Annotated in this window: 13 protein-coding genes and 1 tRNA gene; 10 read left to right on the top strand and 4 right to left on the bottom strand. The window is 35.1% G+C overall.

Features of this window, described 5'->3' with window-relative positions; all coding sequences use genetic code 11:
- From B3C16_RS01735 to B3C16_RS01720, 4 genes are all read left to right on the top strand, one after another.
- Window positions 1–1,335, top strand: a 1,335-nt coding sequence (locus tag B3C16_RS01735) for a pseudouridine synthase (RefSeq protein WP_291128113.1), incomplete at its 5' end; no start/stop codon positions are given.
- Between the two features lie 12 nt (window positions 1,336–1,347).
- A complete protein-coding gene (locus tag B3C16_RS01730) occupies window positions 1,348–2,502 on the top strand; it encodes an amidohydrolase family protein (RefSeq protein WP_291128110.1) in 1,155 nt (384 codons plus the stop codon).
- Window positions 2,486–3,040: an iron-sulfur cluster co-chaperone HscB C-terminal domain-containing protein gene (locus B3C16_RS01725; protein WP_291128107.1), complete on the top strand. Its 555-nt coding sequence runs from the start codon at window positions 2,486–2,488 to the stop codon at window positions 3,038–3,040. The genes B3C16_RS01730 and B3C16_RS01725 overlap by 17 nt, the downstream gene beginning before the upstream one ends.
- 62 nt (window positions 3,041–3,102) lie before the next feature.
- Window positions 3,103–3,186, top strand: a tRNA-Leu gene (locus B3C16_RS01720).
- A 111-nt stretch (window positions 3,187–3,297) separates the two neighbouring features.
- Here B3C16_RS01720 and B3C16_RS01715 read toward each other — a convergent pair.
- Window positions 3,298–3,690, bottom strand: coding sequence for a hypothetical protein (locus tag B3C16_RS01715; RefSeq protein WP_291128104.1), 393 nt, complete (start codon window positions 3,688–3,690; stop codon window positions 3,298–3,300).
- Window positions 3,691–3,806: 116 nt separating this feature from the next.
- Here B3C16_RS01715 and B3C16_RS01710 point away from each other — a divergent pair, with 116 nt between their 5' ends.
- From B3C16_RS01710 to B3C16_RS01700, 3 genes are all read left to right on the top strand, one after another.
- The gene (locus B3C16_RS01710; RefSeq protein ID WP_291128101.1) at window positions 3,807–4,355 is read left to right on the top strand and encodes a hypothetical protein; all 549 of its coding nucleotides are present in this window, start codon (window positions 3,807–3,809) and stop codon (window positions 4,353–4,355) included.
- A gap of 267 nt (window positions 4,356–4,622) precedes the next feature.
- Window positions 4,623–6,743, top strand: coding sequence for a DEAD/DEAH box helicase (locus tag B3C16_RS01705; protein WP_291128097.1), 2,121 nt, complete (start codon window positions 4,623–4,625; stop codon window positions 6,741–6,743).
- Window positions 6,730–7,395, top strand: a complete 666-nt coding sequence (locus B3C16_RS01700; protein ID WP_291128094.1) for a DUF2290 domain-containing protein — start codon at window positions 6,730–6,732, stop codon at window positions 7,393–7,395. The genes B3C16_RS01705 and B3C16_RS01700 overlap by 14 nt, the downstream gene beginning before the upstream one ends.
- Here the strand turns inward: B3C16_RS01700 and xseB are convergent.
- Window positions 7,392–7,607 carry an exodeoxyribonuclease VII small subunit gene (gene xseB, locus B3C16_RS01695; protein WP_291128091.1) on the bottom strand — a complete coding sequence of 72 codons (216 nt, stop codon included), beginning with the start codon at window positions 7,605–7,607 and terminating at the stop codon, window positions 7,392–7,394. The two genes, B3C16_RS01700 and xseB, sit on opposite strands and share 4 nt — an antisense overlap.
- Window positions 7,591–9,024, bottom strand: coding sequence for an exodeoxyribonuclease VII large subunit (gene xseA, locus B3C16_RS01690; protein WP_291128088.1), 1,434 nt, complete (start codon window positions 9,022–9,024; stop codon window positions 7,591–7,593). Before xseA ends, xseB begins: the two co-directional genes overlap by 17 nt.
- Before the next feature lie 228 nt (window positions 9,025–9,252).
- On the opposite strand from xseA, the gene B3C16_RS01685 reads away from it, so the two are divergent.
- The 3 genes from B3C16_RS01685 to B3C16_RS01675 are packed head-to-tail and all read left to right on the top strand — an operon-like array spanning window position 9,253 to window position 14,677.
- Complete coding sequence (locus tag B3C16_RS01685) at window positions 9,253–11,232, top strand: tellurite resistance TerB C-terminal domain-containing protein (protein WP_291128085.1); 1,980 nt, start codon at window positions 9,253–9,255, stop codon at window positions 11,230–11,232.
- Entirely contained in the window at window positions 11,229–12,542 is a 1,314-nt protein-coding gene (locus B3C16_RS01680) for an ATP-binding protein (RefSeq protein ID WP_291128082.1), read from the top strand. The genes B3C16_RS01685 and B3C16_RS01680 overlap by 4 nt, the downstream gene beginning before the upstream one ends.
- On the top strand, window positions 12,539–14,677 hold the full coding sequence (locus tag B3C16_RS01675) for a DEAD/DEAH box helicase (protein WP_291128079.1): 2,139 nt from the start codon (window positions 12,539–12,541) through the stop codon (window positions 14,675–14,677). The genes B3C16_RS01680 and B3C16_RS01675 overlap by 4 nt, the downstream gene beginning before the upstream one ends.
- Window position 14,678: 1 nt before the next feature.
- Here B3C16_RS01675 and B3C16_RS01670 read toward each other — a convergent pair whose 3' ends face one another.
- Window positions 14,679–16,145, bottom strand: a complete 1,467-nt coding sequence (locus tag B3C16_RS01670) for a hypothetical protein (protein WP_291128076.1) — start codon at window positions 16,143–16,145, stop codon at window positions 14,679–14,681.
- Between the last annotated feature and the right edge of the window lie 34 nt (window positions 16,146–16,179).

Here is a 16,179-nt window from a genome sequence, read left to right as displayed (position 1 = left end):
CGCAGAAGATTTGATGATAATGAGAGTAAGCCTTTTGAAAAAAGAGACCGCTCCGAAGGCCCACGCAAACCATTCGAAAAAAGAGAGGGCGATGCATCCCGCAGAAGATTTGATGATAATGAGAGTAAGCCTTTTGAAAAAAGAGAACGCTCTGAAGGGCCCCGCAAACCATTCGAAAAAAGAGAGGGCGATGCTCCCCGCAGAAGATTTGATAACGAGGAAGGTCAGGAAAGAAAAGGGGTAGATAATCCCCGCAAAAATTTCGAACAAAGAGATGGAGATGCGCCAAGAAGATCCTTCCCTAAAAACAGGGATGGCGGAGACACTCCACGCAGAAGATTCGACAACAATGACGATAAACCGTCTGAAAGAAGAGATCGCTCCGATGCTCCGCGGAAATCATTTGATAAAAAGGATAAGCCTTTTGGCAAACGGGAAAATGATGCTGAAGCACCTAAAAAATCAAACCCTTCGGCACGTGGAACAGATAATCAAACAACGATAACAAGGGATAACCAGGTTCAGAATACTAAAATCGGTGCTCATTTGAAACCCAACAAAAATCGTCTTTCTGATGATGAAGATGATTTTGAGGACGACTTTGTAGCTCCGGAAAAAGAGCCTGAAAAAATGCCACTGAATAAGTACATCGCTCATTGCGGTATCTGCAGCAGACGAGATGCGGTAGAATTTATCAAACAGGGAAAAGTAAAAGTAAATGGTGAACTGACGACCGAACCGGGCCTGAAAATTGCAGATGGTGATGCCGTCTCTGTTGCCGGGAAAAAAATAGTTCCGCAAAAGAACCTGACTTATATTTTACTGAACAAGCCAAAAGGATTTATCACCACTACAGAAGATGAGAAAGGCCGCAGAACCATTATGGATCTTGTTGCCAGCGCTGATGCGCCGCGTCTGTACCCTATCGGAAGGCTGGACAGAAATACAACCGGTTTGATCATCCTGACAAATGACGGCGAACTGTCTCAAAAATTATCACATCCAAAATACAATATCAAAAAGATCTACCAGGTCACGCTGGACAAACCCATTACAAAAGCTGATTTTGAAAAAATTCTGGCCGGCGTAACGCTTGAAGATGGATTGGCACCAGTAGATTCTCTGGCCATGCTGGAAGAAAAAAACGAGGTTGGCATTGAAATTCACAGTGGCAAAAACCGCATTGTACGACGCATTTTTGAATCATTAGGCTACCAGGTGGAAAAGCTCGACAGGGTAATGTATGCTGGTCTTACCAAGAAAAATGTTCCCCGCGGAAAATGGCGTTTACTAACAGATCGTGAAGTGATTTTGCTGAAACATTTTAAATCATAATCCGTTATTTAAATGACACTGCTGAGTGCCGATAAAATTCATGACGGCAAAAAATGGCTGCCTGAAAATACCGTGCTTGAAGTAGATGATACCGGCAGGATAAATGACATTTATCTGAACGGTGACTTTGATCATGTCATTCATTACGACGGGATTCTTTGTCCTGGTTTTGTCAATGCGCATTGTCATGTGGAGCTGAGCCATATGAAGAACCTGGTTCCTGAACATACCGGTTTGACAGGCTTCCTGCTGCAGGTGATGCGCAAACGGAACGATTTTACGGAGAAACAAAAACAGCTTGCAAGAGAAAGTGCCTTGCAGGAAATGATAGCAAATGGCATTGTTGCGGTAGGAGACATTGCGAATACAACGGATACTCTTTCACTGCGGGAAAAAGGGAACCTTCACTGGCACACTTTTGTGGAAAGCATCGGTTTTGTACCGGAACGTGCACCGCTCAGTTTTGAATTTGCCCTAAAAACCTGGGCAGCATTTGCTGTGCAAAGCGGTAATGAGAAAGTACTCAAACAGTCTATTGTTCCCCATGCTCCCTATTCTGTTTCCAATAAATTGTTTGAACTGATAGCCGCTCATCAGCGTGGTGCCACCCTGTCAGTACACAACCAGGAAACGGAAGATGAAAACCATTATTACCAAAATAAAACAGGTGCCTTTTCATCCTTTTTGAAAGAAATAAATATAGACGATACGTTATTTCTGCCGACCGGCAATACCTCTTTACAATCTTACTCTGACTGGCTTTCAGCAGACAGTCCGCTGATGCTGGTCCACAATACTTTTAGCAACGAGCCTGATATAAAGTTTGTACAGTCAAAATTTCCGCAGTTATTCTGGTGCCTGTGCCCCAATGCCAATCTGTATATCGAAAACCGATTACCTGATATTGCTTTACTGGATAAAAATGATTGTGTAATCTGCATCGGTACGGATAGCCTGGCTTCCAATCATCAGCTTTCGGTGATGACCGAATTATTGACTATTAATGAACATTTCCCTGAGATTGGCTGGGAGAAATTATTACGCTGGGCAACTTACAATGGCGCATGTGCTTTGCAAATGCAGGAACAAACCGGATTATTTTCAGCGGATAAAACACCGGGAATTATCCATATAAAAAATGATTTCAGCTGTGAACGAATTTACTGATACTAATATGGGAAATTACTTTGAACTATATGAAATGCCTGTTTCTTTCCATCCGGATGCAGCTGCAGTGAAACAAAAATTTTATGCCCTGAGCAAACAATTCCACCCGGACCGTTTTGCCCAGGCAGAGGAAAGTACGAAGGCTGAAGCCTTACAAAAGGCGGCGATGAATAACGAAGCGTTCAAAATTCTGGGAGACCCGGATAAAACGATGGCCTATATCCTGCGGATTAATCATCTGCTGGAAGAGGAAGAAAAATATAATCTGCCGCCGGAATTCCTGATGGAAATGATGGAACTGAATGAAGCTGTTTCGGATTATGAAGATGACCCGGACAATACCTTGTTTAAAAATCAGGCAGAACAGGAGCTGTCAGCACAATTGGATAGCTGGAACAACGAACTGGCTCCCCTGCTCAGCGAGTTTGAAAAAGAAGGCTCAGGCAAGGATATACTGATTAAAATAAAAGATTTTTATTTCAGGAAAAAATACTTGTTGCGAATTAGAGAAAGACTTACTACATTTGCATCCCGCTAATGAGAAAAGGCAGGAAGTTTACAGCTACCATTCAAAACACTGTAAACAGGATTAAACAGAATGCCCAGATGGCGGAATTGGTAGACGCGCTAGACTCAAAATCTTGTATTCGCAAGGATGTGCAGGTTCGATTCCTGTTCTGGGCACACTGAAAACCAAGGAGTTACGTTCATTCGTAGCTCCTTTTTCTTTTCAACTTTTTCGGCTTGCACTAAAAATTGCACTATTCCACTTTTATTCCCGAACAGATGTGTTAACTATTGTTGGCTTATTACAATTGGAATAGTTATTATAGTTACTACCAAATAAACTGGTCTGCCCTCTTTAAACTTTATATCTCGCATCATTCTCGCAATATTTATTTTAGCTTTATAATGCGTGGAAAGTTTTTCAAGCACTTTAAATAAAGCTACCTCTTCGTAAAATGGCCAAGCTAAAACTTTTGGCAATTCATTTCCTCCAACACTTTCTTTTAATCTGTGTTTATACGATTCAAAATCATTAGTCATCTGATCTGGATAGGTGACACCGAATATTAGCTGGAATCCTGGGACAACAGTTAAATTTTGATCTGATATATTCTCTATTTCTCCTTTATAGTAGGCATCGGTGTTATCGTTGAGGTGTTTTATTATTTCTTCTGAGGTCATGTCTATTACGTTGATATATACTCTAAGGTCAGAAAAAATGCTCGCAATTAGTAATTATATTCGGTTAGAAGAATCAATCCAATCCTTGAATAACGAAGTTTGTTATTTTTGAATTTATGAAGGATGCTAAAAATGAAATTTTGGGTTATTTAGACGGAGCTTTAAATCTAGCAGAGAAGGTTATATGCAAGAGGGATATGTCCTTTAATTATCCAAAAGTTAACTTTGATTACACTGGGGACATTGGTGGGGGACAAATGTGCGTTAGAGATAATAATTTAGAAATTCAAATTAAAGAAGGACTATCTTATGAGAATCAAAAAGGTTTGGCAGTACGCTTGTTAGCTCATGAAGTTGTTCACTGTTTAAGGCCAACAACTTTTGATAAGATTAATAGGCTTGAGGAAGGAATTGCTACATGGTTTGGGGAGTACTTTTTGGAAAAAAATTTCCCCGGTTCGGATGTTAATGATGTAGATGATTTTAATTATAAAAGTGCATTAGATGATTTTAAAATGCTTGGACGGAAGGAATTGCTATCAGCTTATATGAATTCAAAACCAGAACTAAAATTTTCTGATATTACTCCGACCAGTCTTTGTGAGATTTATGGCACAAAAAATAATGATATAATTAGAAACTTACTTATGCGCTTTAGTTATTAAAAAATTGATTTAATTTTAATCTGATTAATTTTTCTACTTAAATATTACTTCCAAATTCTAAATAGTCATCACCGCTGTTTATTGTGAGCAGCATGGTTCAGTATATGACAACAAAAATTGGCCGAGATTAGAATTGATACGCGTAGCAAAAGCATTCTATGCAGAGCAATTATGAAATTACAATCTTTTTTTATTATAGTTAGGAGGCTTCAATTAATTACTTTTTGAACATCATTGAACTATTTTTGTTTAAAATAATAATCTTGTATGATTGACATTATAAGAGGAGCATCGGGTAAGCCAGTATCTACAGAATCGCTTGTTGAATTTGTAGAAAATTCTGGATTAGAAGACTGTATTCTTTACACTGGATACCCTATTGTAGGTTCTATTGATGAAAAAAATTCTATTGATGGATTATTGATTTCTGCACAGCATGGTGTAATCGTTTTTGATATTGTTGAGGAACCGGAAGTTTCCAATCGCGAAGATATAAGAGACTCATTGTATAATGTTGTTTTGCAGAAATTGATTGGATATAAGGAATTAGCTGCAAAACGGGGGACTCTTGTCGTAAACCTCAATGTGTTAACTATTTCTCCATCATGGCCTGCATCCGAAAGGAACAATGAAGTTATAATTACTAAAGATGATTTTGATGAATTTCTAAAAGAAAATATACAAAAGGACTTAAGTATTGATTATTATAAAAGATTGGTACAAGCAGTCCAAGCCATAACTAAACTTAAATCGAAACCTCCAAGGAAAGTAGTTGACAATAATTCAAAAGGTGCAATTTTAAATGAAGTTGAAAAATCAATTTCAAATCTCGATAGAAGACAAAGTAAGGCAGTAATAGAAACAGTTGAAGGTATTCAGCGGATAAGGGGGTTAGCTGGATCAGGCAAGACAATTGTCTTAGCATTAAAGGTTGCGTATTTACATTCAAAATTTCCAGATTGGACAATTGGTGTGACATTCTACACTCGATCTTTAAAGAGCCAGTTTATTGAATTGATTACAAAATTTACAATAGAGCATAAAAATGAAGAGCCGGATTGGAGCAAAATCAAAATTCAACAAGCTTGGGGAAGTTCACGTGACAGTGGGTTCTATTATGAGTTTTGCAAACTGAACAATATCGAATATTTAGATTACGATAGTGCTAAATACCGATATAAATTCGCAAGTAATTATATTGATATTTTATCCACAAAAGCACTTTCTGAAGCAAAAGTAACTACTGCAATTTACGATGCAATATTAATCGATGAAGCTCAAGATTTTTCAGAATCATTTCTGAAGCTTTGTTATAGTTTATTAAAACCTGCAACAGAAACAAACCCTTATAATAAGAGATTGATTTATGCTTATGATGAACTTCAAAAGTTAAATGAGGCAAACGCTCTACGAAACCCTAAAGAAATTTTTGAAGGAATAGATTTTGAAAATATTAAAAATAAGCCTCAACAGGACATCATTTTAGAGAAATGCTACAGGAATTCTGCACCTGTTTTGGTCACTGCCCATGCACTCGGTTTTGGTATTTATAGAGAAAATGGGCAATTAGTGACGATGTTTAGTGAAAAGCAATTATGGAAAGATGTCGGTTATGTGGTTGATGAAGGAAGTTTAGAATTAGGTCAAACTGTGGTTCTGAAAAGAGACAGTAATTCCAGCCCTGATTTTATTGCGGAGAAGATAAACCACAACGATATAATAAATTTTGTTTCTTTTAAGGATAATGACTCACAATACGAATATGTTGCGAGCGAAATAGAGAAAAATATTAAAAATGATGAGTTAAATCCGAGAGATATTATAGTTATACATCCCAACCCTATAGTAGCGAAAAACGAATTAGCGCCAATAAGGCAAAAGCTATTTAGCAAAGGAATTGAATCTCATTTGGCTGGGGTGAATACATCTCCTGATGATTTCTATATAAATAATTCGGTTGCTTTTACAAGTATTTATAGAGCAAAGGGTAATGAAGCAGCTATGATATATATCGTCGGTGCAGACTATTGCTATGGAGGGTTCGAGCTAATAAAAAAGCGGAATATATTATTTACAGCAATTACTCGTAGTAAAGCCTGGGTCCGTGTTACAGGAACAGGAAATTCAATGGATAAATTACAGGAAGAGTTCGAACGAATAAGGGAGGAAAAGTTTAGATTGAAGTTTAGGTATCCAACATTAGAAGAGATGGATAAACTAAATATTCTTCATAGAGACCTCTCAGAAGCGGATAAAAAGGCCATTACGGAATCGGAAAAAGAAGCGTTGAGTTTACTTAGTAAGATAAAAAATAATCAAATCCATTTAGAGGATTTACCAAAGGATACTATTGATGAACTAAGAAAATTTTTAAATGACTCTAAATGATACCTTTCAAGAAATTGCTTCAATAACTCAATTAATCATTGAGAATGGGTTATCTATTGAGGAAAAGTGGCCGAGCAAAAAAGATAATAAAATATCTTGGAACGATCAAAAAGATATTTCCATAGCATTGAAGAATGTAGAGTATGATAAGAAGTTTGAGGTCCTTTCCAAAGACAAGAATTACAATTTAAAAATGTTGGATGGTGCATTAATTCAGATGATGTATGAATTCAATAATACAGGAAGAAATCTAATTTCACATAGATTGGCGTTTTTCCCTTCCCCAAAACACCATCGATACGACGAGAATATCGAATTGTATGATGAGAAGTATTTTGGAGAATCTGAGTTTCACGATATAATTGAAAAAAACATTATTGCGTTTCCAATAAGATTTGATTTTAATTCCAGCGCGGATATTTTTATTGATATTGACCACCCATATTCCCACTCAACCTTTGGTGAATATCAAAACTGTCGTATTCCTGTATCAGGCCCGATAACTCCAAGTTCTTTTATGCATTTTATCGTGAAGAATTTTTACTTTAATGCGTACAAGAAAAATGATATTATTTGGAAAGTTTCAGACTTAAGATTTCAAACAACAATTTCTAAAAATGAAGAAAAGACCTTGCATCTAAATATAAATTAATCTCTGAGTGATTTTGAACTTTCCATTTGTTGGATAATCTTCATCACCTCAGTTTCAGTTGACCTCAATTTTGTCTGGCAGAATTCGATTAGTTGCGATGCACGTTTTACTTTTTCTGCAAGTACATCCACTGAAATAGTTTCTGATTCTATTTCTTCAGTAATTTCTTTAAGTTCAGCATATGCTGATTCGTAGTTAAGATTCGCTTCCATTTTTGGTTTTGTTTGATGTTACTGTAGCTTGGATTTCTGAATTATGTAATCGGATTGTAACCTTGTCATCACTTACAATTTCTTGGCCCTCGACAACTATCCTGTCATTTTTGTAAAGTAGTGCAAACCCTTTCTTCAACAGGTTTTCAGGATCCATTAATTTACAAACAGAAGAATAATGGCCAATATATCCTCTTTTGTTTACAAAGAACTTTCGGCTGTATGATTCCAAATTTTTAATTTCCTTGGCAAGGTTATTCCTTTCATTGCCAATCATCATTTTGGGTATTGTGAATAATTGGCTTGTCGTGTTATTTATTTGAACTCGGCTTTCATACAAGATTGATTTAGCACAATTGATGATGCCCTGCTTAATAGAAGTTAGCTCATTCTTGTTGTCCTGTATTAGGTCTTTAGTTGTATTAATTAATAGGGAATTCAGCTTTACCAATTTCTGCTGTTTAGAATTGAATAATTGCTGTGATTTAATGATAATACTCTTCTGTAAATTCAGGACCTCTTCTTCAAACTTTCGGTTGTGGCTGATAATGAATTCAGCAGCAATTGACGGCGTTTTGACAGAAGTATGAGCCATAAGATCAGCAATTGTTTCATTCACCTGATGCCCGATACCGGCAATAATAGGGATTGGAAATTTTGCAATTATTTTCGCAATATTGAACTGATCAAATATCAATAAGTCAGTCTGGCTTCCCCCTCCCCTGATTATTATCACTGCATCGTAATCTATGCCTGAATTGTAAACATTCAACAAGGTATTGAAAAGCGCATCCGCGTTGGCTTCTCCCTGCACCATCGTGAAATAAGTATCGATACTAATCAAGTATTTATGCTTATTCATTTCAAGCGTATCCTGGAAATCCTTGAAGCCTGCAGAGTTCATCGAACTGACAACGGCAATTTTCTGAATGACAGGTCTTAATTGCAGCTGGCTATTGCGCGTGATGTATTGGTTTCCTGACTTCCAAATAAAATCGGAGCACTCATCTAATAGCCTTTGTAATGTTGCTTGTCTTTGCTGTTCAAGTTGGCCGATAGTAAAAGATGTATCAATGCTATTCAGGATTAATTGAAGCCCATATGACGGACTGTATGTGACAGAAACGTTTACCAATACTCTGATGTCATTCTTAAAACTTTGACCAGTAATATTTTGAAATACCTTTATTGACCGGGTGCCATCTCCCCATGCAGCCGCCTGCATTTTAGCGATGACAGAATGGTTGTTAGGATTCTTTTCGACAAGTGAGAAATAGTGGTAACCTTTCTGGGAATAATATTTGTGGTCAGAAATATCAGCAAGAACCCAATAACTTTTATTCTTAAATGAAGATGAAACAACAGATTGGATTTCTCCCGTCAATTCCAAAAGTGATATGTATTGGTACCCTTCCATTATTTTCAGTGCCTAAAATTAAATTATAAAAGTTGGAATAGGCTACTTCCCTATCTTTTAAATACTTGAAAAAGTTCATTGCGAAAGGAATAACTCGGTTTGTGTAGACATTATTTAGTTTAAAAAACGTGTAATTTTCCTTGCATAAAAGTCTGCATTAATTTTGTAGTTTGTGTCCTTTTACACTTTAGTAATAATTGAAATTTACCCACTACAAATATTGCATTAATGACCTTACTGATAATTATCATAATCACGGTAATCTTTATAATAGCTTTCTCAAGTAACAAGAAGCAAGTGCCTAATAACTTTCCTCCAGTTTATACAAAAGAAATTAATACTCAGAAATCAGAGGAAGAAGTTAGAAAAGATTTGATACAAAGCCTTATTAAGAACATATCTATAACTGTGGATACGTCTTTAACCAAAAACATTGATGATTCTATTATTGATGTAACAGGTAGACCTTACATAATAAATTCGAATAGCACACTAAAAAAATATAGTAATGGGGTGCCTTTATGGTCGCATCATTACGTTTATGCTTATAATGAAATTAATGCTGCAACGATAGAGCAAAAGGAGTTTTACAAGCTATTTAAAAACAGTTTTTCAAATGGAGAATACTACGATTTAGAAGGCAACACAAATTATGCCTTCATTTTGCTTTTCGACCTGCTAAACGAATTTGATAATCATAAAAATATCAATAAACTTGAAGGCCAGTTCAAAATTTTAGGGCAATTGTACCCTAAAACGAAATCATATGGTATATCGTTTTTAATTCAAAGGATGGAGGCTATTAATGAAAATGATAGCATATCTAGGCTTAAAGAAGAAAATCGATATAATTATCCAAACTACACTTCAGATTATGATTCGTGGAAATTAGGAAGCAAGTATAAAACAAAGCTAAATCTGAAGGAAGAGGAAGTAAAGCATCTGAACAAATTATGGTATCCAAGTAACAATTTTTGTAACATTGAATTTTGTTTCATTGAAATACTAAAGCTCTATATCTCTGTTATCAATGAGCTAAAAGAAGCTTATATTATTGAAGGGAGAACAATAGATTCGCAATTTTTAGCTGTTGCAGATGTAATTGCGAGAAAGCACTATAATTACAAAAGCGGAAGTCCGAATTACAAGTATTGCATTGAAACAACCACTAATGAATTTTATGTCCATATTTTTAAGTATTGTGAAAATGCAGTCCGCGAATTTTATTCACATAAGCGCAAGATAAATACAGACATTTCCTACACAACACAAGAAGCTAAAGCAGAGTTTGAATCGAAAATACTTTTTAAGGTAACCGAATTACTACCTGGCTTAATTTTGAAGGTATCTACACCAGATGAAGCCACGGACATTGAACTATTTTCACAAAATACCAATCGGTGGAAAACTAAGTTTGAGGAACTATCAAAAAATTACGCGGGCAATCCAAAAGATTTTCTCAATTCGATTCTCTCTCTTGGTGAACTTAACAAGAAGAATCCATCAATTGAAAATATATTTTTTGAGGCGTCTAAGTTCATTTCTAAGTATGATAAAGAATCTGCACTTGCATTATACGTACACTACTTATATCACGACTTGAAATCTGCAAATTTTGACAATAAACAGCTAACAAAAACAATTCAGAAGAACTTATTCAACAATAATAATCAATTGCATGATTTTGAAACTATTGTTAGTGAATTTATCAAGGATAGAAACCTGGATAAGGCATTAAAGCAGGTTCCAAAAATTTATGAGGTTAAACGTAAGAAAATACAACTTGATACCGATACGATAAAAGAGGTTCAACTACAACACTCAGGAACAGTTGAACTTCTAAATGAGTATTTAAAAGACGATTTTGAGGATGATGATAATACTATAAAGTCTCAAGAAATAAGCAACGAAGAGATAAAAATTGAAATCACCCGGAAAAATGAGTTTAGTAGTTCATCCTTCTTTTTAAATGACTTATCTTTTACTCCAATCCATCTTTCAGCGTTAGAAATTTTCTCTAAAAATAATTTTTCAGTATCTCAAAACGAAATTGAAGTATTTGCAAAATCAAAAGGCATTTTTAAAAACCAATTGATTGAAAGCATAAATGAAACCTGTTATGAGTTATTAGATGACGTTTTGATTGAGGAAGAAGATGATTACTATACAATTAATACAAACTATTATCAAAAAATATCAGGAAAATGATTGACAACATTAAACCCAAAGAAGCAACATCAATTATAAATTCCTTAATTGGCGGAGTCGTTCCGAAAATTGGTGTTCAGCATATTGCAGTTGGGCGCTCAGATGAAATAAATGCGGTTGTTACTGCATTAGAGGATGTAAAGAACGGACATAGTATGGTGAAGTTCTGGATTGGCGATTTTGGTTCAGGTAAATCATTTATACTTCATTTACTTAACACCGTTGCTTTGAAGCAAAAATTTGTTGTAGCAAATGCAGATTTTACCCCGGACAATCGTTTGTACTCAAATGATGGAAAAGGAGTTGCACTCTACTCTTCAATTATGGACAATGTTTCTATTCAGACGAAACCTGAAGGGGGTGCATTGCCGACTTTATTGGAAAAATGGATTGAGCAAATTATTACCAAAACAGCCAACGAAAATAAAGTTTCATTAACAGACATTCGTAATGAGCAATACCGGACCCTCATTCAAAACAACATTATGAAAACCATTAATGAAATATCGGATGTTGGTGGTTTTGATTTTGGAACTGTCGTAATGAAGTATTACGAAGGATATATTAAGGAGGATGAGCAATTAAGAAGAAACGCTTTGAAATGGCTTAAGGGAGAATACAAAACCAAAACAGAAGCAAGGCAGGATTTAGGAGTCCGGGAAGTTATAAACGACTTGAACTATTATGACATGATTAAAAATTTCTGCAAATTCTTCGTCAGTATGGGTTATAGTGGTTTTATGGTAAATCTTGATGAAGCAATTAACCTTTACAAGATTTCTACATCTGTAATGAGAGAAAAGAATTATGAAAAAATACTAACAATATATAATGATTGTTTCCAAGGTAAAGTTTCTAACTTATTTTTCAATTTTGCAGGAACTAAAGAGTTTTTGGAAAATCAAAGAAGAGGTCTTTTTAGTTACGAAGCTTTGAAAACAAGACTTGCAACGAATAAATTTGAGACAACTGAAATTAGAGATTTCGCCCAGCCCGTACTGCGATTATTACCCCTTGACCATAATGAGATATTTGTACTGCTTAAAAAATTAAAGTTAATATTTGACTTCAATTACAAAACTGAAATTTCTATAACTGATGCAGAAATCCACCAGTTTATGGAGGAATTGTTTAACAAGCCTGGTGCATCAGAATTCTTAACCCCAAGGGAGGTAATTCGCGACTTCTTAAATATTTTAAACATAATACGGCAAAATCCAACAGTAGATAAAAATAAATTATTTGGTGAACTTGAAATAGCAGATGAAAGGCCTGATGAAATTTCTTTAGACAGTATTGAAGAGCTATGATGTCATTTGATCTTCTTTCTGAGCCAATTCGAAGATTTATTCGTAATAAAGGATGGGAGCAATTGCGACCAATCCAAAATGCAGCAATTGAAAAAATTTTAGCATCAGATGACAATTTCATTTTAGCATCGAGGACAGCATCAGGAAAAACAGAAGCCGCATTTTTGCCTATTCTTTCAAAAGTTGATTTTAATGATTCGGGCGTTCAAGTACTCTACATTTCACCGCTAATTGCTTTGATTAACGACCAGTTCTATCGAATTGAAGAACTTTGTAAAAATCTTGATGTAACAGTTACAAAGTGGCATGGTGAAGCAAACAAATCCTTGAAAGAAAAATTAATTAGACAGCCAAATGGAATTGTTTTGATAACACCTGAATCATTGGAGGCAATGTTTGTAAACAAGCCTTATAATATCAAGCAATTATTTTCAAACCTAAGATACGTAGTCATTGACGAAATCCATTCGTTTATTGGAACTGACAGAGGAATTCAACTAAAATCAATTTTGTCAAGGCTGCAAAGAATAAATTCTAAATCATTTAGTATTGTCGGCCTATCAGCTACAATCGGCGATTACGATGAAGCTAAAAAGTTTACGGGAAATGAATTAAAAACAAAAGTTTTATTAGACAGAACTGCAAAAGAAATCAATGTATTATTTCGTTTTTTTAAAAGTAAAAGCGAAGAGTTACCATTGGACCTTTTGAAGGATCTGTATATTGAGACAAAAGATAATAAAGTTTTAATTTTCCCTAACAGCAGAGGGCGGGCTGAAGAGATTGCTGTAAAACTTAAGAAAATATCAGACAGAGTCAAAGGGCATACTAATTATTTTTCACACCATTCATCCGTTGACAGAGAAGTTCGGGAATATGTTGAGTATTTCGCAAAGAATAACAACAGGGAAAACTTTTGTATTTCCTGTACGTCTACTTTAGAACTCGGAATTGACATTGGAACGGTTGATGAAGTTGTCCAAATAGATGCAACCCATAGTATTGCTTCATTGATTCAAAGGGTTGGAAGAAGTGGCAGAAAAGAAGGAGAAAGTAGCAATTTGTATCTATATGCCACGAATGAATGGAGTCTACTTCAATCCATCGCATGCTGGCTTTTATATAAGGAAGGTTTTATTGAACCACCCCGAAAAAACACAAATCCTTACGACATCTTAGTTCATCAAGCATTATCAATAACGAAAGGGAATTCAGGAATAAAAGTAACCGAATTAATAAATCAGTTAATTGATAACGCTGCATTTAAAGAAATTGAGTCATCCGAAATTATCGATATAGTTAATCACTTAATTGAAATTGATCTTCTTGAGAAACTTCAACACGAAGTAATTATTGGTGTAGAAGGAGAAAAAATAGTAAATAGTCGTGATTTTTATAGCGTATTCAAAACTGAAGAAAACTTTAAAGTTGTAAATGCTGGAAATAAAATTGGGGAAATTCCATTTTCACCACAGATTGTGGATAATGAAAATATTTTACTTGCTGCAAAAATCTGGAAAATAGTTTTTGTTGATCATGGGGCTAAGAAAATAGAAGTCGTACCAACTAATGACGGGAAGAAACCAATGTTTTTTGGTGGTGGGTCCGCTATTCATCAAAGAATAAGAGAAAAGATGTTTGAGATTTTATTTTCTATAACTCAATATGATTTTCTTGATCAACCAAGTCTTGATGAGTTAGAAATTCTGTACAAAGAGTTTTCTGTTTATAATATCCAAGAACTGCAATGTGAAAGACCGTTGCTGTCAAAAGAAAAAGAACTTCAACTATTCACCTTTACAGGGACTCGAATAAACAGAACTATTCAATTGGTATTAAATATCGCGGGCATCAAAAATACGCTTGATGATAAGAACAGTTCTTTCAGTATTGAAATATCGAAAAATGATTTTATTTCAAAATGGCCGAATTTATTTCCCGTACTTTCAGAAATTGACAGTCATATTTCATCGCTTCTGCAGGAAAATCCAGCGCTTTTAGAATTTTCAAAATGGGGAAAGTTTTTACCTGACAAATTTAAAACACAACTCTTAAAAGAGCAATATTTTGACATTAAAGGAGCTGAACAATTTCTGACAACAATTGCGTTAGTTGAAAACAAAATTCACGAATAATTTAAAGATTTTCTGATTCTTCAGACTTAATTTTAAGGGAATAATATTCAGGATTGATTGTTGGATTTAATCCAACAACATTGAAAGCATCGATAATTACCTTTTTTGCCATTTCGTAATCTTCCATATTATTTACGTGAATACTATCGTAATTATTATAGCATTTAATGCCTTGATGTAGCAATGCAACATTCACTGTATCGAACATAATCAGAGCTTCAACTTCCTGAAGGCGATGTGCAAACTTTTTATAGTCTTTGCTCAATGCGTGTCCACCCTTTTCTTCTTTAATCACATTCCATACACTTGGATATTTTTCAATAAACAAATCCAGCAACTGGTTTGTTGTGTGGTATACTTTGTCAAAGAAAACTCTCTGAAAGAAGTCTTTTTTAAATTCTGACCTGAACTCTTTCGGAAGGTTCATCGCTTTCATGAAGTCATCATAAAACACCCCTTGTTCACAATCTCGCTGATATTGGATGACATCATCAGGGATTGGCAAGTTGTCATCGGTATAAAATTTCTTGAACAAGTACGATGCAATCAACGGTTGAGAATTTCGGATGTCAAGGCCAATAATATTTTTGCCGTCAATCAATACAGCTTTCCTTAATTCCCTGTTCAGGTTTGTCAGTTCACAATAGACACGGGAATTCTTCACGGGTCTTGTTGCATACATTTCTCCTGAATTGATAATGCCAACTGATCTCATCACTCTTGCAATTATCTTGTCTTCAGATTCCACGAAGGTCTCTGAAATTACTGTGTCTGAAGCCAAATTATCAGGTACTATTTTAGCGCCAATAGGTATAGTAGTGGTAATATTATAATAGTTGTTTAGGGAATTGTACTTAGAGATATATTCTTTGTACTCCTTTTCAGTTTTTTGACGGCCTTTTCGGTTCCGGATGATTTCTTCAATGATTTCAGGCAACTTCGAAGTGTCAATCGTGATGCAGTTCAGAGCCTCCTGGTATAGCTTAAGTTCTTTGTCCTGATTTATCACTTTTTCTTTGTTCTTATTTATTCTGGAAATGCTTTTATCCGCTATTTCAAGTGTTACTGGCTCGATGACTTTATTGTTATAGTCAGGGATTTTAAAACCAAAACTCTTACCTTCTTTGGTGTAAATCTTCTTCCTATTTTCAATCCGAAATTCTGCGATTGACATTTTCTTGTCGGAGGAAATAAGATTAGAATTTGATAGGTTTAAAAGCAATTGCGATACGTTGTTACTTCCAAGAACCTTCTTCATCATTTTCTGATTGATGTTTACAAAATCATCAGACTTCAAATTGAGATGTGTACCCACTATGTAGTCAATGATAGAACAATATTTAAGCTTCCATGAAATGCTTTGATCTCTTTCTGATAAATGTTCTGTTGCAATTATTTTATCGATGATCTTGTCATAACCTTGAGGCATATAATACGTGAGTGTTTTAAAGGTTTTCTTTCGTGGCATAGTGTAAAAAATCCCCGGTGATTAAGAGGATTCG

Origin of the sequence: Flavobacterium sp. UBA7682 (genome assembly GCF_002482945.1) — a bacterium.
GTDB lineage: Bacteria > Bacteroidota > Bacteroidia > Flavobacteriales > Flavobacteriaceae > Flavobacterium.
The sequence above is the reverse complement of the archived record's forward strand: the minus strand, read 5'-3'. Positions and strand labels throughout refer to the sequence as shown.

Bases quoted from the DNA above. Each gene is read 5' to 3' on its own strand.
- B3C16_RS01680 (WP_291128082.1), top strand. From the start codon at position 11,229: ATGATTGACAACATTAAACCCAAAGAAGCAACATCAATTATAAATTCC.
- B3C16_RS01715 (WP_291128104.1), bottom strand. From the start codon at position 3,690: ATGACCTCAGAAGAAATAATAAAACACCTCAACGATAACACCGATGCC.
- B3C16_RS01705 (WP_291128097.1), top strand. From the start codon at position 4,623: ATGATTGACATTATAAGAGGAGCATCGGGTAAGCCAGTATCTACAGAA.
- B3C16_RS01700 (WP_291128094.1), top strand. From the start codon at position 6,730: ATGACTCTAAATGATACCTTTCAAGAAATTGCTTCAATAACTCAATTA.
- xseA (WP_291128088.1), bottom strand. From the start codon at position 9,024: ATGGAAGGGTACCAATACATATCACTTTTGGAATTGACGGGAGAAATC.
- B3C16_RS01670 (WP_291128076.1), bottom strand. From the start codon at position 16,145: ATGCCACGAAAGAAAACCTTTAAAACACTCACGTATTATATGCCTCAA.
- B3C16_RS01710 (WP_291128101.1), top strand. From the start codon at position 3,807: ATGAAGGATGCTAAAAATGAAATTTTGGGTTATTTAGACGGAGCTTTA.
- B3C16_RS01730 (WP_291128110.1), top strand. From the start codon at position 1,348: ATGACACTGCTGAGTGCCGATAAAATTCATGACGGCAAAAAATGGCTG.
- B3C16_RS01675 (WP_291128079.1), top strand. From the start codon at position 12,539: ATGATGTCATTTGATCTTCTTTCTGAGCCAATTCGAAGATTTATTCGT.
- B3C16_RS01685 (WP_291128085.1), top strand. From the start codon at position 9,253: ATGACCTTACTGATAATTATCATAATCACGGTAATCTTTATAATAGCT.
- xseB (WP_291128091.1), bottom strand. From the start codon at position 7,607: ATGGAAGCGAATCTTAACTACGAATCAGCATATGCTGAACTTAAAGAA.